The organism is Prolixibacteraceae bacterium (genome assembly GCA_019856515.1).
GTDB classification, from domain to species: Bacteria; Bacteroidota; Bacteroidia; order Bacteroidales; family Prolixibacteraceae; genus Halosquirtibacter; species Halosquirtibacter xylanolyticus.
Map to the genome: position 1 here is coordinate 4,977,135 of CP082230.1, position 17,190 is coordinate 4,994,324.

Sequence of the window (17,190 nt, forward strand, 5' to 3'; positions counted from 1 at the left end):
ATTAAAAGATGAAAGAAGGAATTGCTGGAAAAATAGCAAAGCAGTTTATCAACTCAAAGCTAACGCCATTGTTGATGTTACTGTTTCTAGGTCTTGGTTTTTATGGTGCGTCTTTAACTCCTAGAGAAGAAGAGCCACAAATATCCGTTCCGATTGCAGATATCTTTATAAGTTACCCTGGAGCTTCTCCCAAAGAGGTGGAGTCAAGGGTCTCTAAGCCGTTGGAGAAGGTGATCTCAAATATCAAAGGGGTAGAGTATGTTTACTCTACAAGTATGAAAGATCAGGCACAGTTAGTTGTTCAGTTTTATGTAGGAGATGATGTCGAGAGAAGTATCGTAAAACTTTATAATGAGATTGTCAAACATATGGATCAAATTCCACAAGGAGTATCTATGCCCTTGATAAAAACAAGATCGATTGATGATGTCCCTGTGATGTCGTTAACTCTATGGAGTGAGACCTATAACGACTATCAATTAAAAAGAATATCTACTGAGGTTGCTAATGAGATTAGTACGATTACTGATATTGCTCAAGTAAAAGTAATAGGTGGAAGATCACGAGAGTTTGCGGTGACATTTGATCCCAATAAGCTTAGTGGTTATGGCTTAGATGCTTCTGTAGTGGCACAACGACTGATGCAAGAGAACTCTCAAAAAACGGTGGGTGCTTTTTATCAGCATAATCATACGTATAGTGTGCAGAGTGGAACATTTCTTAGAAGTCAATCAGACTTAGAGAATATTATAGTGTCGGTGAAACAGAATACGCCTGTATATCTAAATCAAGTGGCCACAGTTGAAGATGGTCCTGGCAAGCCAACGCAATATGTGACGTTTGGTTATGGCGCTACTCATGCCGATTCACCTAATACATATGCTGCATCTACAATATCTGTTGCCAAACGAAATGGAGCCGATGCAATGCAGCTCGCTGATCTCGTTCTTGAGAAAGTATCTCATTTGGAGGGTAAGCTTATTCCACGTGATGTGCATATTGAAGTGACGCGTAACTATGGAAAAAGTGCTTCTCATAAAGTGAATGAGTTGATGTGGCATCTGTTGGGTTCTATTATTGCAGTCACATTTATTGTAGCTCTTAGTATGGGTTGGAGAGGAGGACTGGTTGTATTTCTTTCTGTTCCTGTAACTTTTGCGCTTACATTGTTTGTGTATTACCTTTTAGGATATACATTAAATCGTATTACTTTATTCGCCCTAGTGTTTGTGACTGGAATTGTAGTGGATGACTCCATTATTATTGCAGAGAATATGCATCGGCATTTTAAAATGCGACAGAAATCCTTTATGGATGCCGCACTTGCAAGTATTAGTGAGGTCGGTAATCCAACGATTTTAGCGACTTTTACTGTTATTGCAGCTGTGTTGCCTATGGTGGCTGTTTCAGGTATGATGGGGCCATATATGAGTCCCATGCCAATTGGTGCAGCCTTTGCTATGATCTTTTCGCTATTAGTTGCATTGACCATTACACCTTATATCGCTTATCGTTTATTGAAAAAAGAGGAGGGGACTGAGAAGCATGGTGCTGATGAACTATCTGGTGTGGAATCTACATGGATCTATAAGCTCTACCGTAAAGTGATGATGCCTTTGTTGGATAGCAAAAAGAGACGATGGGGATTTATTGGTGCTGTCGTGATGTTATTAATTGGATCTATATTATTGTTTTATGTCAAGTGGGTTGCTGTTAAGATGCTTCCTTTCGATAATAAAAATGAATACCAAGTGGTCATTGATATGCCTGAGGGGACCACATTAGAAAAGACATATGAGGTGACACAGGCATTGGCGAATTACATTAAAGATCAACCTGAAGTAAAAATGTATACTAGTTATGTTGGAACAGCCTCTCCCATAACTTTTAATGGACTGGTTCGTCATTACGACCTAAGACAGGCAAGCAATATGGCTGATATCCAAGTCAATTTAACCGATAAGTCTGATCGTGATTTGCAGAGTCATGATCTTGCAAAGATGGTAAGGCCAGGATTGGAGCAGATTGCTTCTAATTATGGTGCAAAGATAAAGGTTGTGGAGATGCCTCCAGGTCCACCTGTGTTGAGTACTCTAGTTGTTGAGGTGTATGGGCCTGATGCTGTAGAGCAAAGACGTATTGCTCTACATGTGGAAGATATCTTTAATGACAATCCAAATGTCGTAGATGTTGATACATATATTGAAGCAGATACGTATGGATATAAACTGATTATTGATAAACAAAAAGCACTTGTTCGAGGTGTTTCAACTCAACAGATTGAACAGGTACTACAGACCTCTCTTCATGGGAGTCGGATTATGAATATTATTCAATCTAATGAGAATAATGAGGTGCCTGTAAACTTACAGTTCGAGGACAAAGCATATGCATCCATTGAAAGCATACAAGCTATAAAGCTATTGTCAAGAAACGGATCGATGGTCTATCTTGGCGATGTTGCGAAGGTGAATAGAGTGAAAGAGCCAAAGTCGATATACCGTAAGAACCAGCACCCAGTAACCTATGTTACAGCGGAGGTTGCAGGTTCATTGGAGAGTCCAGTCTACCCGATATTAGATGTAAAAGAACAGATAGAGCAGATTCCGGTAAAAGGTCAAGACCGTCTGATTGAAATGTATAATGGACAACCATTTAACGATGATAAGTATGTAGTGAAATGGGATGGTGAGTGGCAGATTACTTACGATGTTTTTCGAGATTTAGGCGTGGCCTTTGCCGTCGTTCTTGTAGTCATTTATATGTTGATCATCGGGTGGTTTCAAGATTACAAGGTGCCAATGATTATGATGATCTCGATACCACTTTCATTAGGTGGAATATTGGTTGGACACTGGATTATGGGAGCATACTTTACAGCAACAAGTATGATCGGATTGATTGCTCTCGCTGGAATTATGGTCCGGAATGCAATTTTACTTGTTGATTTTATTAATCTAAGGCTATTGGAAAGGGTTCCTCTAAAACAGGCTATCATAGAGGCTGGTGCTGTTCGGACGACTCCTATTCTTTTAACTGCAGGAACAGTAGTCATTGGAGCTTTCGTGATTCTTTTTGACCCTATATTCCAAGGTTTAGCTATCTCGTTAATGGGTGGATCAATAGCATCAACAGCATTGACCTTGATTATTGTACCATTGATATTTTATATGGGATATCGTAAAAAGTATCAGTAGAAGATCATGATTAATAATATAGCCCAAAGTGTTTTATCACTTTGGGCTTTTTAGTTCTAGAATATGGTGTAAACTAGAGTTGTATGGTATATGTTCTGTGCAAACAAAAAATGGATGTGGTAGTTTGTTTTATGTGGTAATAGTGTTGTTATTGATGTGTTTAAGCTCTTTTATTGTGGTGTTAAACTTTTTTACTCTTACTTTTGTGTTATATTTGTTGTGTAGAACATAAAATGGATGTCCTTGTGATTGTATCTTGTGTATACTCCTTTAAACCTGTCTATTTTGTAGTATGTTCTCATTAAATTTGAGTTTTTTAATTAATAAATGTCCTATGGAAAATAATACTACTATCACTTATGACGTGATAGATCATGATAATTCTTGCGATACAAAGATGATTGCCTCCTTTTTAGAAGTACACTTAGAACAGTATGGAGATAAGATAGATGACATTGAAAAAGCAATTGATTACATCTTTAATGGTAACGGTGGGGTATTGGTTGTTCAAAAACAGCAAGATCAAGTTGTGGGGGCTACGGTAATTAATAAGACTGGTATGCATGGTTATATCCCTGAGAATATCTTGGTTTATATAGCTATTCACAAGGATTTCAGAGGGTTGGGGTTAGGACGTAAATTAATGGAGAAGGCATTAAATCATGTCGATGGAGATGTTGCATTGCATGTGGAAAGAGATAACCCTGCAATAAAATTATACGAATCCATTGGGTTTACCAATCCTTATCTTGAGATGAGATTGAAACGCTGCCAGTGAATGCATTATATCAGCACTACTGAAACTTCTGTTTAATAGTATTAATGTAATACCGTATTTAATCTTATCTCTTAAATATTTTATCAAAATAAAAAACTATGGCCTATATTGTCTTAGATACAAAAAAATTAAAGCACAACTTCCTATTTCTAAATAACCTGTTCTCTAATAATGATAAAGAGTGGGCTGTCGTTTCTAAGCTATTTTGTGGTAATAGAGGATATCTAGAGTATTTGATTTCGTTAGGACCAAATCAAATATGTGATTCACGAATAAGTAATCTTGAGATTATTAAGGATATTGATCCTGAGATGAAAACTATATATATCAAACCACCAGCGCATGATGTGATAGAAGAGGTGGTTCGATATGCCGATACTAGCTTTAATAGTGAACTTGAAACGATCCGTTTGCTTTCAGAGGAAGCATTGAAACAAGATAAGATACATAAGGTAATTATCATGATTGAACTTGGAGACCTACGAGAAGGAATCATGGGCGAAGATTTAATTGCTTTCTATGGTGAGGTATTCGAGCTGAAAGGAATTGAAGTAACTGGAATTGGAGCCAATCTGAACTGTTTAAGTGGCGTATTACCTTCACAAGATAAATTAATTCAATTGTCATTATATGAACAATTAATTGAAGCCAATTTTCATCGACAGATACCATGGGTCTCTGGAGGTACGTCTATTACTATTCCTCTGATTGAAAGAGGACAGGTGCCCAAAGGTGTGAATCATTTTAGGGTAGGAGAGACGTTGTATTTTGGTAACCATCTATTGGATGAATCCCCTTATGAGGGAATGCAGCAAGGAGTTATTAAACTTTATGCCCAAATTATAGAGATGGCGGATAAACCTAAAATTCCCATTGGATTATTGGCAGAGAGTCCTTCAGGGCATACTGTGGATATTGATGAGGCGGACTATGGCGAGACTGCTTATAGGGCTATTATAGATATAGGATTATTAGATATTTCGCCAGAATATTTAATTCCCGAAGACCCTAAGGTTTCAGTAATTGGAGCAAGTTCAGATATGATTATCTTGGATTTAAGTGATAGAGAAGATCAATACAATGTAGGAGATATGGTGGCCTTTAGGATGAAATATATGGGAGCACTTGGAGTGTTTAATTCGGATTATATTGAAAAACGACTCATCTAAGTAAGAATATTTAGAGTGCTTAAAAAAATGAGCAGGCATCAAATCGAGCCTGCTCATTTTTTATTTAGAAGAAGTAATTAAGGTTGATTAATAGTTCGGCCCTGCATTAAATGCTGGAGCTCCTATATCATACCATAATCTTTCGCTATTCAATACGGTTGGTTCATTTTCTCCTGCCGTAAAGTTTTGATCTTGTATTGCTTTAAGCTGATTGGCATAGTTAAGGTTGTCTTTTGTTGGTGTGTTTACTGTAAAGCGTCTTGGAAATGGTAGTTTACCTGCAGGTACAGTCATTGGCTCACTAGTAAGAATTGTACTACCAATCTTCGGAATTCCCGTTCTGCGACAAGTAACATACAGTTCATTGGGAGCAGACAAGAAGTGTATATACATCTGTATATACACCTTCTCAAGATCCGTAGCCACATCTCCAGTGAGCATATAGTCAGGTTGTGCCAAAAGTGTCGTAATTTCACCATCTTTTAAGGCCACTTTACTTTCTGAAACCTCTATTCCAGCTCTATTTACATAGGTATCATGAGTCTCACTGTAGTATGGCATACCATTATTTCCAGCGATAAAGTCTGCTTGTTTGATGGAGGTGGTTACAGCTTTTCTTAAATATTCTTGTGCTGTACCCGAAATATTGGCTCCTAACAGTTTAAACTCTGCCAAATAAAGGTTAACCTCAGCGGATGACATGATAGTCCACGCATATGGCTTATCATCTTTCATATCTTTTACAGGTGCTCCAGGAGCATCCGGATATCTGTAATCTCTGTTTGGCTTTACAATCTTATATGAATATCGAGCTAGTGGATTGTATCCAACTGCGGCACCATTAGCAGCCTTTAATTCAAAGTTCACAGTGTTGAAATAGATGTCATTTGTTGCAGGTGTATTTGATGCTTCAGGATCTACTGGAGCACCATAATATCTTACCCAAGGTTCTCCTGCACCTTTCCAACCTCTAAAAGTCCTATTCCCTTCGGCATCTTCATCGTAATCTACATTAGCTAAAATGTATGGAGGAAGATCTTTTTCTTGATCAAAGAATGCTTGTATTACTTTAGAGTTAAAGTCATTCTTATGAAAATAGAAACGAACTCTTGGATCTTTGTTGGCAACTAAGAAATCGACTAGGTTTTTACCACCATTACCAAAATCAACATTGTTATTCATATGGTACATCTTTGAGGATGGGTAGTAATTGAAGTCATCTGAGAGGGTCGTCATAAAACCTGCAGGATGATTTACTACAGACTCTGCAATTTGGATGGCTTTGGCTCTATTTTGATGAAGTAAACGAACGGCAATTTTTAGACGTAAAGAATTTGTGAATTTTGCCCATTTACTCCAATCGCTTCCATATACAAAGTCTTGAGATCCTATACTCGTTTGGTCTACCACTTCATTATTAACTCTGACATCGTTTGTTAACACCTCTAAGGACTGATTCAACTCTGACAACATCTGATCTAGTAGTTCTTCCTGTAAATCATATTTAGGTGTTAGAAGCGGAGGATTAGTATATCTTGCTTTTCCTGCTTCTTTGTATGAGTATGCTCCTTTTGTATCAGTTTGCTTTAATACCTCAAAGATTTGAATAGGATAAGTGATCGCTCGGAGGTATTGATAGCCATTGGCTTCTGTTTGACCTAGTTGAGTGTCGATATTGTATCTCATATCTTCCAATGGTCCTAAAATATAACGATAGAAGTTAACACTTCCTGCAGAGCTCATTCGATTCATATTAAAATCATTACCTCCTCCAGAAACGGTGCTTTGACACCATGGGAAGAAATATTGACTATTATTATAAAACCACTCTGTATATGAATCAGGTCCCCCCATTCGATAAAGTGCCTCTGTAAAGAGGAAACTCATCTCTGGCTTTGATACATTTGATGGATCTGTATTGGTTTTTGCAAACTCTTCTCTGCTACAGCTGATGTTCATTAATACCAGAATGGCAAGTAATGAACTGATTATATTGTTTTTCATATCTTTCATTTTTAGATAAGAGACTTACAGGTTAAATTTCACTGCCAATGAATATGTTGCAGTATATGGTGTGAAGTTTCTTTCGAAGTATGAGTAATCACTTCGGTTTCCTCTTAAACCTTCAGGATTCAGATTGTTCGGTAATGAGTTGTATATGTAACCTAAGTTTCTCCCAACCAATGAAAGGTTTATATTCTTAATACCTACTTTCGATAACATCTGTTTTGGTAATGCATAGTTGATAGTTAATTGACGTAGAGAGATATAGTTTACTTCTGATACCCAACCATCATGTACGGTTCCTTGTCCCCAAGAATTACTTCTGTAGTGGTGATAAGAGGCATGTGTTGGTTCCACATATCCTTTTTCATAGGCATTCTGATAGGTCATGCCTGATACATCTTGTTTTGCTCCTGATGGGGTCGTTACTGTCGTTCCTGTAGCGAATACTCCATCCGGAATCAAACCGTCAGAATAACTCATTCCTGCATCATCTGCATATTTTGTGTCCCAAGCCATACCTCCATGTGCTTTGTCTCTATACTTTAGTGACTCTTCAGTATGGCCATATGCGGTTCCATAGCGGTTGTTATATGAAATGATCTCCCCTCCAAAACGCATATCAAATAGCGCACTAATAGAGAATGATTTATAACTTAATGAGGTGCTAATACTTCCTTCAAAATCAGGCATGATAGAGCCGACCTTTTCGATTTTACCACTTCTTTTTGCATAGGCACCACGAGCATTGTCATCCCATACTAGGACATTTTTCCCATTTCTTGCGTCTGCAATATTTTTCCCATCCGCATCTGTCGCTTGAAACTTTGCAGGATTAGAGTCCGAAAGTAGAACACCATACTCACCACCAATATAAGCAGCAGAACCTACTCTGAAGTTACCATAGCCTGGGCTACCTGCCAATACCTTATATTCCCCTACTGTAGGATGAAGGTATACGATTTCATTTTTATTTTTAGCATAGTTGAAATTCAAATCCCACTGAAAATTTCTTGTTTTGATAGGAGTCGTGTTTACTGCCAACTCAATTCCTGAATTCTTTATCTCTCCAGCGTTTACAATTTGCCCACTAACCCCCGAAGCTTCAGGAGCTGGTATCCTTATGATCTGGTCGTTTGTCGTTTCTTGGTACACCGCAGCATCGATATTAACACGACTATTAAACATTCGTAGGTCTAAACCGAATTCATAAGAGGTTTTACGTTCTGGTTTCAGATCTGGAGAGATCATCGTTGGCTCTTGAAACATTCTATAATTAAAAGAACCAGCAGTTTCTAGTGACTCTATTTTATATCCTTGATTGATTCTATACACACCTGTACCACTACCTACTTGTGCCCAAGATCCTCGTAACTTTAAGAAGCTAATCATTGCGGGAAGCTCAAAAGTATTAGATGCAATCCATGATGCACTTACTGATGGATAAAAATAGGAGTAATTCCCTGTTTCATTAGTGTATACTAGAGTCGAAGACCAGTCATTACGTCCTGTAATATCTAAAAATAGATCGTCTTTATAACTAAAAGATGCCAAGGCATAGATTGAATTCATCTTTTCAGTTTGACTTAATCCACCTGATCCAATAACATTTTTCTTGCTGTTTTTGATATAGAATTGGCCTGGAATAATTAATCCACCATCTGTTTTTACTTGTGTGTTGTATGCTAACCGTTCGTAAAGTTCTGCTCCAACCATCATATTGAAACCAATAGATTCACTAATGTCTTTGCGAACATTCATCAATGCTTTAATGGTTTGTTGTCGTCTATAACTACTTCCTAAGACATATGATCCCCCGTCATTCTTATATCCTGAACCAAGATATTTTTCCTCTTTGTTGGTAACATACAAATTCATATTAGCATGAACTGTGAAATCAATCCATGATGCTGCATTATAGGTAATTTGTGCCATAGGACGAACAACATATTCTCTCTGCTTTACATCGTTGTTGTTGATTCCAAACCATATTCCTGTACCTGGAACTTGCCCATATTTGTCCGAAGGGCCTGATCCAGCGGCTCCACCGTGGGTTGAGGTATATTTGTCTTTATAGTAATTGGTGTCATATGATCGTCCAAATGTACCATCTGCGAAATATCCTGATAAGTTTCCTGCTGGATTGGCTGCATTGGACTGGGAGAAGCTTACTGATGCCTCTGCTTTAAATTTATCTGATATTTGATGATCTCCTTTCAATAAGAAAGAGTAACGGTCGAAATTATTATTCTTATAGGTTCCTTTTCTGTAGTTATATGAGTTGGATAAGTAGAAATGTGTTTTGTCGTTACCACCTTGAATGGTAACATTGGTATTTGAATTCATACCAACTTCATAAGCATCTTCAATATTGTTTTCATAAGCTTTATACTTTGTAAGCTTTCCATCATACCCTATAACATCTTGTCCATCATATTTGGGTCCAAATCCAAGTCCTGATAGATTAGGTAAAGAGGGATATGTTTTACCATCTAAAGTGTTTGTTTGGAATTGATGTTGGTTGTCAAATTTATAGTACGAGCCATCTGCTTTTTTATCACCGTATCCTACATACCCTGAGATTGTTCCGTTGCCATACTCATTTTGTAGGGTTGGTGCATCATAAACATAATCAATACCCGTAGTTTGTGAGATGGTAACCCCTAAGCCTCTACTATTACCACCTGATTTTGTGGTAATAATCACCGCTCCATTAATTCCTCGTGAACCATAAAGAGCTGTGGCTGCAGAACCTTTTAGAATAGATACCGATTCGAAGTCATCTGAGTTGAGGTTTTTTAATTCATTACCAAAGTCATTACTATCTGTGGCCCACTCGGATCCTCCAGAAGTGTTATTGTCTAAGATAACTCCGTCAACAACAAAGATCGGTTGGTTGTTCGATCCTAAAGTGGAAACTCCACGGATCTGGATTTTGGTGGCACCAAATGCTCCACCATCACTACCGCTAACACTTACACCTGCGGATTTACCTTGAAGGGCTGCAACTGGACTAACTGTGTTAGATTGAGCTACTTCTTCTCCCTTTACTTCCGTCATGGCGTAACCAAGTTTTTTCGCCTCTCTTTTAATACCCAGGGCGGTAACGACAACTTCGTCAATATTCTTAGTGTCACTTTTTAACTTGACGTCAATAACACTTTGTCCCGTGTAAGCTACGACTACATCTTCATACCCCAAATAAGAAAATCGAAGTTCTTTGATATCACTTCTTAACTTAAGGGAGAAGACTCCATCGAAATCTGTTATGGTTCCGATTTCTGTTCCTACAATATGTACTGTAGCACCAATAATTCGTTCACCTGTTACGTTATCGGTAACTGTACCTCTAATAGTATTGACATTTTGTTGTTGAACGATAGTATTTGATTCTTTGGCATTGTCTGCAAAAACAATTTGTGGCGATAGTAATGATGCAGTAAGCATTATTGTTCCTATGACTTTAATTGTTCTTTGCGATCTGAAGATATTCAACTCTCGCATGTTTTTAGTTTTTAGTTATTAGTTGGATCGTTATACAACGGTTTAATTATCCGTTTTTAACTTTTCAATGCTAAATTTATCAAAGAAATTATGAGAGCTGCAAATATCTATTTGTTCAACATGTGTAAGTGTAATCTTCAGATTAATAGATCTTTATATTTTAATGTAGTGTTGTTGTTAATATTAAAAATGTATTAAATTCTATTACATATTTATATACATACATATCTAATTGATTGTAATACACCCTTATAAAAATACATGGAGAATCATATTAAGATGTTGTGTAACAGCTATTATTTATTACGATTATTAAATATTTGTGAAGTAAATGTATTTAATCGTAAGAAAACGGGTGAATGGTGGCAGATGTTAAGAGAAATAGTGTTGTTTTTGTACATCATGTTGAAAGTACTAAAAAGTGGTTTTATGAATTGGTACATTTCCGAATAAATACAACTGATCTTAAGTTAATGATGGTGACCGATTTTTTAGGTTTTAAAGAATATTTATTGTCAAATAATGTATAAAGTTATTGTTGAAAAAATAGATCATCATAGAATTTAGGTTTAATTCGTTCCCAATAGATAAGCGAAAAGTAATAATATTTAGTTTAGATGATTGTAGCAATTTGATGATCCTTGATCCCATATATTATTGATCTAATCCTAGGCATTTTTATAAATATTGTGACCTGTGTAGATGGTCATGATGAAAATTGTTGTGATCAAAATTGCATGAGTCAGAAATAATATCTAACATTGTCGAATAAGTATTCGATAATGGTAAGACAAGATTATATTGCGTATTAATGAAACTGCAATTTTACAATGTTGTTAAAAGTATGAGAATGCAGTTCTTTCGTACCTGACTATTAAATCCTTAAAAATGACTATCGGTTTCATCTTTACAGTAATCGTATTTAGATCTGATTCGGTGATTTAGAATTCCGAAATGGTTTTAATGTCCATTGCATTTTGAAATGAGTTATGAATTCTTGTAAGGATATTTTGTTTATATAAGACAATAAATTGAAGTGTAACTTCTCTCAACAGTGATGTTTCTTAACGAAGTATTCGCAATATTGAACGTGAGGAGATAGTTTATTTAAAGATGTTGTTGGTGTAATAACAGCATGGTAATTAGTGGTCATTTTTTTTTGTATTAGTACCGAATATTTATTCGATAAAGGAAGCAGTTAATTTAATATATCTATCTATGAAAAGTAGAGAAATTACAACAAATAAAGCACGAAGACTATTCAATTGTATTTGGAGACAGAAGTCTAAGACACCTGTATGTCCAATGGAACCAACGATGAATGGAATGATTATTGCAATCACGGGTGGAAATCGTGGTATCGGGCTTGAGACAACAAAAGGTCTAATCGCAAGAGGTGCTGAAGTAATCATATTAGCTAGAAGTGGAAAAACTGTAGCGTCATTTGTACAAGAGTCAAAGGGGAGAGCTCATTTTGTAAGTTTAGATTTAGCGGACATCTCTTCTGTAGAAAAGACTATCGAAGATCTGAAACTAATATTGAATGGCCGTAAAATAGATAAGTTAATAAACAATGCAGGTATAGCTCTAAATGAGCCTCATCGGTTATCGCCACAAGGTTATGAATTGACATTCGCAGTGAATGTTTTAGGTCATCATGCTCTGTTTGTACAGTGTGATACTGCATCATTGTTATCACCTAAAGTACAGATTATTGCTGTGACTGGAGATTTATATATACAAGCCGAAGCATGTACTCCTGATTATACATATAAAGGAAATAGTGGTAATGCAGCTTATGCACGAAGTAAGCTAGGTGTGATGTGGTGGGCATATGAGTGTAGTCGATTGTTTCCAAATTATCAAGTAAATATTGTTCACCCAGGCGCAGTATTGACTGGATTAGGTGGAGGTGCAGGACCTATTGCAAGAAGTATCCTAAAATCGATTACACTTACTCCGAAAGAGGGAGCTCAAATGTCATTGATATGTGCAACACAACCTGAAATTGAGAGCGGTGCTTACTATCACAACACAGTAGGGCAGGCAGTCCTGTCAAAAGATGATATTGCCTTAGATCGTAAAAAATCAAGAGATTTTTGGAATATGTTAGATCAGATTTACAAGACGATTTATGCATAGAATAATACCAATTGTCCCAGAAAGGTTTGTGTTAATGGGAGATGATGGTAATCCATTATTGAAAGAATATACATACAGCAATTCAATTTAAGGGAAGATTAAAATAAAGAGTACATCTATATGAGTGTTAAGAAGATATCAGATTTTGAATTTATTAGTTTAATGGCCTCTTTGATGGCCATCGCATCCTTGTCATTAGATGCGATATTACCTGCGTTAAATAATATAGGTCTCTCTATTGGGATTACAGACCCCAAGGATAACCAATTATTAATCACCACAATCTTCCTTGGTATGGGAGTTGGACAGTTGATATCAGGAGCATTATCAGATAGCTTAGGACGTAAACCGGTGGTATATATTGGATACATTATTTTTGCCATCGCAAGTGTCGTTTGTGTGTGTGCCGTAAACCTAGAAATGATGGTTGCAGGACGTCTACTTCAGGGGGTTGGTCTATCTGCTCCCAGAAGTGTCACGATGTCAATTGTCAGAGATAAATATGAAGGTAATTACATGGCGAGAATAATGTCATTTGTTTCTGTTATTTTCATTCTTGTTCCTATCGTAGCTCCATTTTTTGGTAAGTTAATGTTAGATGCATTTGGATGGCAGTCAATTTTCTATAGTCAGATCATATTTGGTTTCTGTGTAATGGTTTGGTTATGGCGACGACAAGAAGAGACATTGACCGATGAAAATAAGAAGAAAGTGACACTCTCTCTCTTTACCGATGGTGTGAGAGAGTTCTTTAAACACAGAGAGGCAGTGATATATACTATTGTGATAGGAATAGTGACGGCCCCATTTCTATCTTACATCAGTTCGAGTCAACAGATATTTCAAGAGCAATACAACCTGGTAGAGGAGTACACATATATATTCTCTGGATTGGCTATCGTAATCGGTGTCGCAACCTATTTGAATGGGATATTAGTTCTTCGATTAGGAATGTTAAGGCTTGTGATGCTCTCTTTAGTCTTGCTTTCTATGACCTCATTGGTTTATGTCATCTGTTATAGTGGTGTAGGAAACCCACCAATTATGGTATTGGTTGCTTTTCTAAGTCTTATTCTCTTTTCAACGGGTTTTATTGTTGGAAATATTAATGCTTTAGCAATGCAACCAATTGGGCATATTGCAGGAATTGGAGCTGCGATAGTCGGATTCATTTCTACTATTATTACTATTCTATTAACTACAATTATAGGACAGTATATCAACATGACAGCACTACCTATTTTTATCGGCTTTACCATCTGCGGTTCTGTTACGCTATTTGTCGTGTTGGTCATGAACCGATCAAAGAATGTAATTGTTACAAATTCATAAAGAAATCATTAAGCAATAGGAGATAAGAATATGATACCAAAAAGTTATAATAAAAATGGAATTGAACTTTCCCGTCTAGGGCTTGGCTGTATGAGATTGTCAATGACCATGACTGGTGCTTCTGTAGATAAGAATGAGTCCATAAAAACAATCCATCGAGCTTTAGATCTGGGAATAAACTTGTTGAATACAGGTGATTTTTATGCCGATGGTGAAAATGAAAAGCTTATTGCGGAATCACTAAAGGGAGTGGATCGTGATAAAGCATTTATTTCGTTAAAATATGGTACCTTCTCAAACATGATGACTGGTGGACCTATTGATGTAGGCCCAAAGAATGTGAAAAAATATCTTACGGATTCACTTCGACGACTGAATGTCGATTATGTCGATCTATATCAACCTGCACGTATTGACGTAGGAATTCCTTTGGAAGAAACTATTGGGGCTATTTCCGATCTTGTAGATGCTGGTTATGTGAAACATATTGGTCTATCAGAAGTGGATGCTGCCACTTTACGTAAAGCGCATGAGGTTCATCCAATAAGCCTAGTTGAGTCTGTGTATTCAATTATTGACAACACTGTGGAGGCAGAGGTGCTACCTACAGCAAGAGAGTTGGGAATTGGTGTTGTCGCTTTTGGTTTGATGGGATTAGGGAAACTTTCGAAACAAGAGAATGACCCGCTGATGCATACAATGAAAGAGATCATTAATGAAAAAGAGATAACGCTATCTCAACTTGCACACGCTTGGATATTGTCTAAGGGCGAGGATATTATACCACTTGTTGGGGCACGTAATATATCACAACTCGACGACTCAGTGAAATCTGTCGCAGTTGATTTGAAGAAAGACGATATCCTTCGTCTAGAGGATGCAATAGCCAAAAGTCAATTGGTTGGTCCTAGTATGCCAAAACTTGTCATACGAAATGGTATTCTTGAAAGGTAGTAAAGCGCCCTATATAATCATAAGTAATATCAAATGATGTCGAAATCGGTTACTATCTCAAGATAGTGATCGATTTCTTTTTAAGAGACAATCACATCTTCTCACGCCTCTATCTTATCTGACACCGATCTAATAATGCAATAATATATAACCTATGGTAAGAATATTCTGTTTCTATATGATAAAATATGGAAGTATAGCTTCTCGCTAGGTGGAGGCTTATTAATGATCTATAAGCATTATAGAATATGAAGAGATCGTCAATTTAAATATATAGTTAGCGTAAAATAGATCAATAACAAAGGCTACCTTAATAAGGTAGCCTTTGTGTCTATTATTGTATCTATAGTGGATGATCTGGATTAAATTCCAAGATCTTTCATCACCTCTTCAATCTTCTTCATGGCTTTCGCATCTGCTGAATGATACTCGTCACGAGAATTAATCTTATCTGTACACTCGAAGTAGAACTTAATTTTAGGCTCTGTTCCTGATGGACGTACAGATACCTTTGTTCCATTCTCAGTAAAGAATTGTAGTACGTTAGAGGTACTCTTGTAGTTCATCTTTTTCACCTCACCAGTAACAAGATCTTTGTCTTCTAGCGTAGAGTAATCTTTAACACGAACTAATTTTGATCCACCAAGTGTTGCTGGAGGTGTCTCTCTGAAGTTCTTCATCATCGCTTGAATCTCTTCTGCTCCAGTTTTACCTTGACGAACGATATACTTCATGAACTCTTTCGAGAAGCCGTACTCTAGATAAATATCTTGTAGTAGTTCGAATAGTGACTTACCTTTATCTTTTGCCCAAGCAGCAATCTCTGCCATCAAAGCACATGCTGTTACTGCATCCTTATCACGAACAAAGTCTGAAGGAAGGAATCCGAAACTCTCTTCTCCACCACCGATATAGCGTTTTGTTGCTTCGTTATCACGGATAACATCAGCAATAAATTTAAACCCAGTATAACTATCGAAATACTCTACGTTGTTGGCTTCAGCAATCTTTGCGATAAGCTCACTGGTAACGATTGTTTTAACCACATACTCTTTTCCTGTGATCTTACCTAACTCTCTATTTCTAGCGATAAGGTAATAAGTGAAAAGAATGCAAGTTTGGTTACCATTAACAATAATGAATTTACCTGAATCGTCACGAACACAAACTCCAATACGATCTGAATCTGGGTCTGTCGCCATAACTAATTCTGCACCTGTCTCTTCTGCTTTTGCAATGGCCATTTTCATCGCGGCAGCCTCTTCAGGATTCGGAGAAACTACTGTAGGGAAATCACCACTTACTACATCTTGTTCTGGAACATTGATAATATTGGTAAAACCAAATTTTCTCAATGCAGCTGGAACCATCTTATATCCTGTTCCATGGATAGGAGTGTAGACAATTTTCATGTCTTTATGACGCTCAATAGATTGAGGTGACATCGAGATTTGGTGTGACGCTTCTAAGAACTTCTCATCCATCTCTTGTCCCATCACATGGATAAGGTCTTTATTTGGCTCAAATTTAATATCTTCCACTTTTACTTGACCTACTTCATCAATGATGTTTTTGTCATGTGGAGCTACAATCTGTGAACCATCATTCCAGTATGCTTTATACCCGTTATACTCTTTAGGGTTGTGTGATGCAGTAATGATAATACCACTCTTACAACCTAGCTCACGAATTGCATAAGACATCTCAGGTGTAGGACGTAGAGATTCGAAGATATATACTTCAATACCATTGGCTGAGAAAATACCAGCTGCTGTATTGGAGAAATACTCACTATTATTACGACAGTCGTATCCGATAGCTACTTTGATATCTTTTTCGCCTGGATAAGTCTTCTTTAGATAATTTGATAATCCTTGGGTCGCAGCACCTACAGTGTAACGGTTCATTCTGTTTGAACCAGGCCCCATAATGCCACGAAGACCTCCTGTACCGAATTCTAGATCTTTATAGAAAGATTCGATCAATTCTGTATTGTCCTCATTGTCCATCATTTTCATGATAGCATCTTTTGTTTCTTGGTCGTAAGGTCCTTCAAGCCATTGGTTTGCTTTCGCTTCAACCATAGATAAAATGTCCATATTACTCATTT

General features: G+C 37.0%; 9 protein-coding genes. 6 read left to right on the forward strand and 3 right to left on the reverse strand.

Annotation, left to right across the window (positions count from 1 at the left end):
- Positions 1-8: 8 nt before the first annotated feature.
- The 3 genes from K5X82_18290 (at position 9) to K5X82_18300 (ending at position 5,144) form a co-directional block, all read left to right on the forward strand.
- On the forward strand, positions 9-3,197 hold the full coding sequence (locus K5X82_18290) for an efflux RND transporter permease subunit (GenBank protein QZT37159.1): 3,189 nt from the start codon (positions 9-11) through the stop codon (positions 3,195-3,197).
- Between the two features lie 397 nt (positions 3,198-3,594).
- Entirely contained in the window at positions 3,595-3,975 is a 381-nt protein-coding gene (locus K5X82_18295) for a GNAT family N-acetyltransferase (protein QZT39158.1), read from the forward strand.
- A gap of 98 nt (positions 3,976-4,073) precedes the next feature.
- Complete coding sequence (locus K5X82_18300) at positions 4,074-5,144, forward strand: alanine racemase (GenBank protein ID QZT37160.1); 1,071 nt, start codon at positions 4,074-4,076, stop codon at positions 5,142-5,144.
- 87 nt (positions 5,145-5,231) lie between these two features.
- Here K5X82_18300 and K5X82_18305 read toward each other — a convergent pair whose 3' ends face one another.
- Positions 5,232-7,148: a SusD/RagB family nutrient-binding outer membrane lipoprotein gene (locus tag K5X82_18305; protein ID QZT37161.1), complete on the reverse strand. Its 1,917-nt coding sequence runs from the start codon at positions 7,146-7,148 to the stop codon at positions 5,232-5,234.
- Between the two features lie 24 nt (positions 7,149-7,172).
- On the reverse strand, positions 7,173-10,652 hold the full coding sequence (locus K5X82_18310; GenBank protein QZT37162.1) for a SusC/RagA family TonB-linked outer membrane protein: 3,480 nt from the start codon (positions 10,650-10,652) through the stop codon (positions 7,173-7,175).
- Between the two features lie 1,218 nt (positions 10,653-11,870).
- Between K5X82_18310 and K5X82_18315 the strand changes: the two genes are divergently transcribed.
- The 3 genes from K5X82_18315 to K5X82_18325 all read left to right on the forward strand — a co-directional run bounded on the left by K5X82_18315 (position 11,871) and on the right by K5X82_18325 (position 15,080).
- A complete protein-coding gene (locus K5X82_18315; GenBank protein QZT37163.1) occupies positions 11,871-12,794 on the forward strand; it encodes an SDR family NAD(P)-dependent oxidoreductase in 924 nt (307 codons plus the stop codon).
- A 120-nt stretch (positions 12,795-12,914) separates the two neighbouring features.
- Positions 12,915-14,126: a multidrug effflux MFS transporter gene (locus K5X82_18320; protein QZT37164.1), complete on the forward strand. Its 1,212-nt coding sequence runs from the start codon at positions 12,915-12,917 to the stop codon at positions 14,124-14,126.
- 30 nt (positions 14,127-14,156) lie between these two features.
- Complete coding sequence (locus K5X82_18325) at positions 14,157-15,080, forward strand: aldo/keto reductase (GenBank protein ID QZT37165.1); 924 nt, start codon at positions 14,157-14,159, stop codon at positions 15,078-15,080.
- A 362-nt stretch (positions 15,081-15,442) separates the two neighbouring features.
- Here K5X82_18325 and K5X82_18330 read toward each other — a convergent pair whose 3' ends face one another.
- The gene (locus tag K5X82_18330; protein QZT37166.1) at positions 15,443-17,188 is read right to left on the reverse strand and encodes a phospho-sugar mutase; all 1,746 of its coding nucleotides are present in this window, start codon (positions 17,186-17,188) and stop codon (positions 15,443-15,445) included.
- Positions 17,189-17,190: the final 2 nt, after the last annotated feature.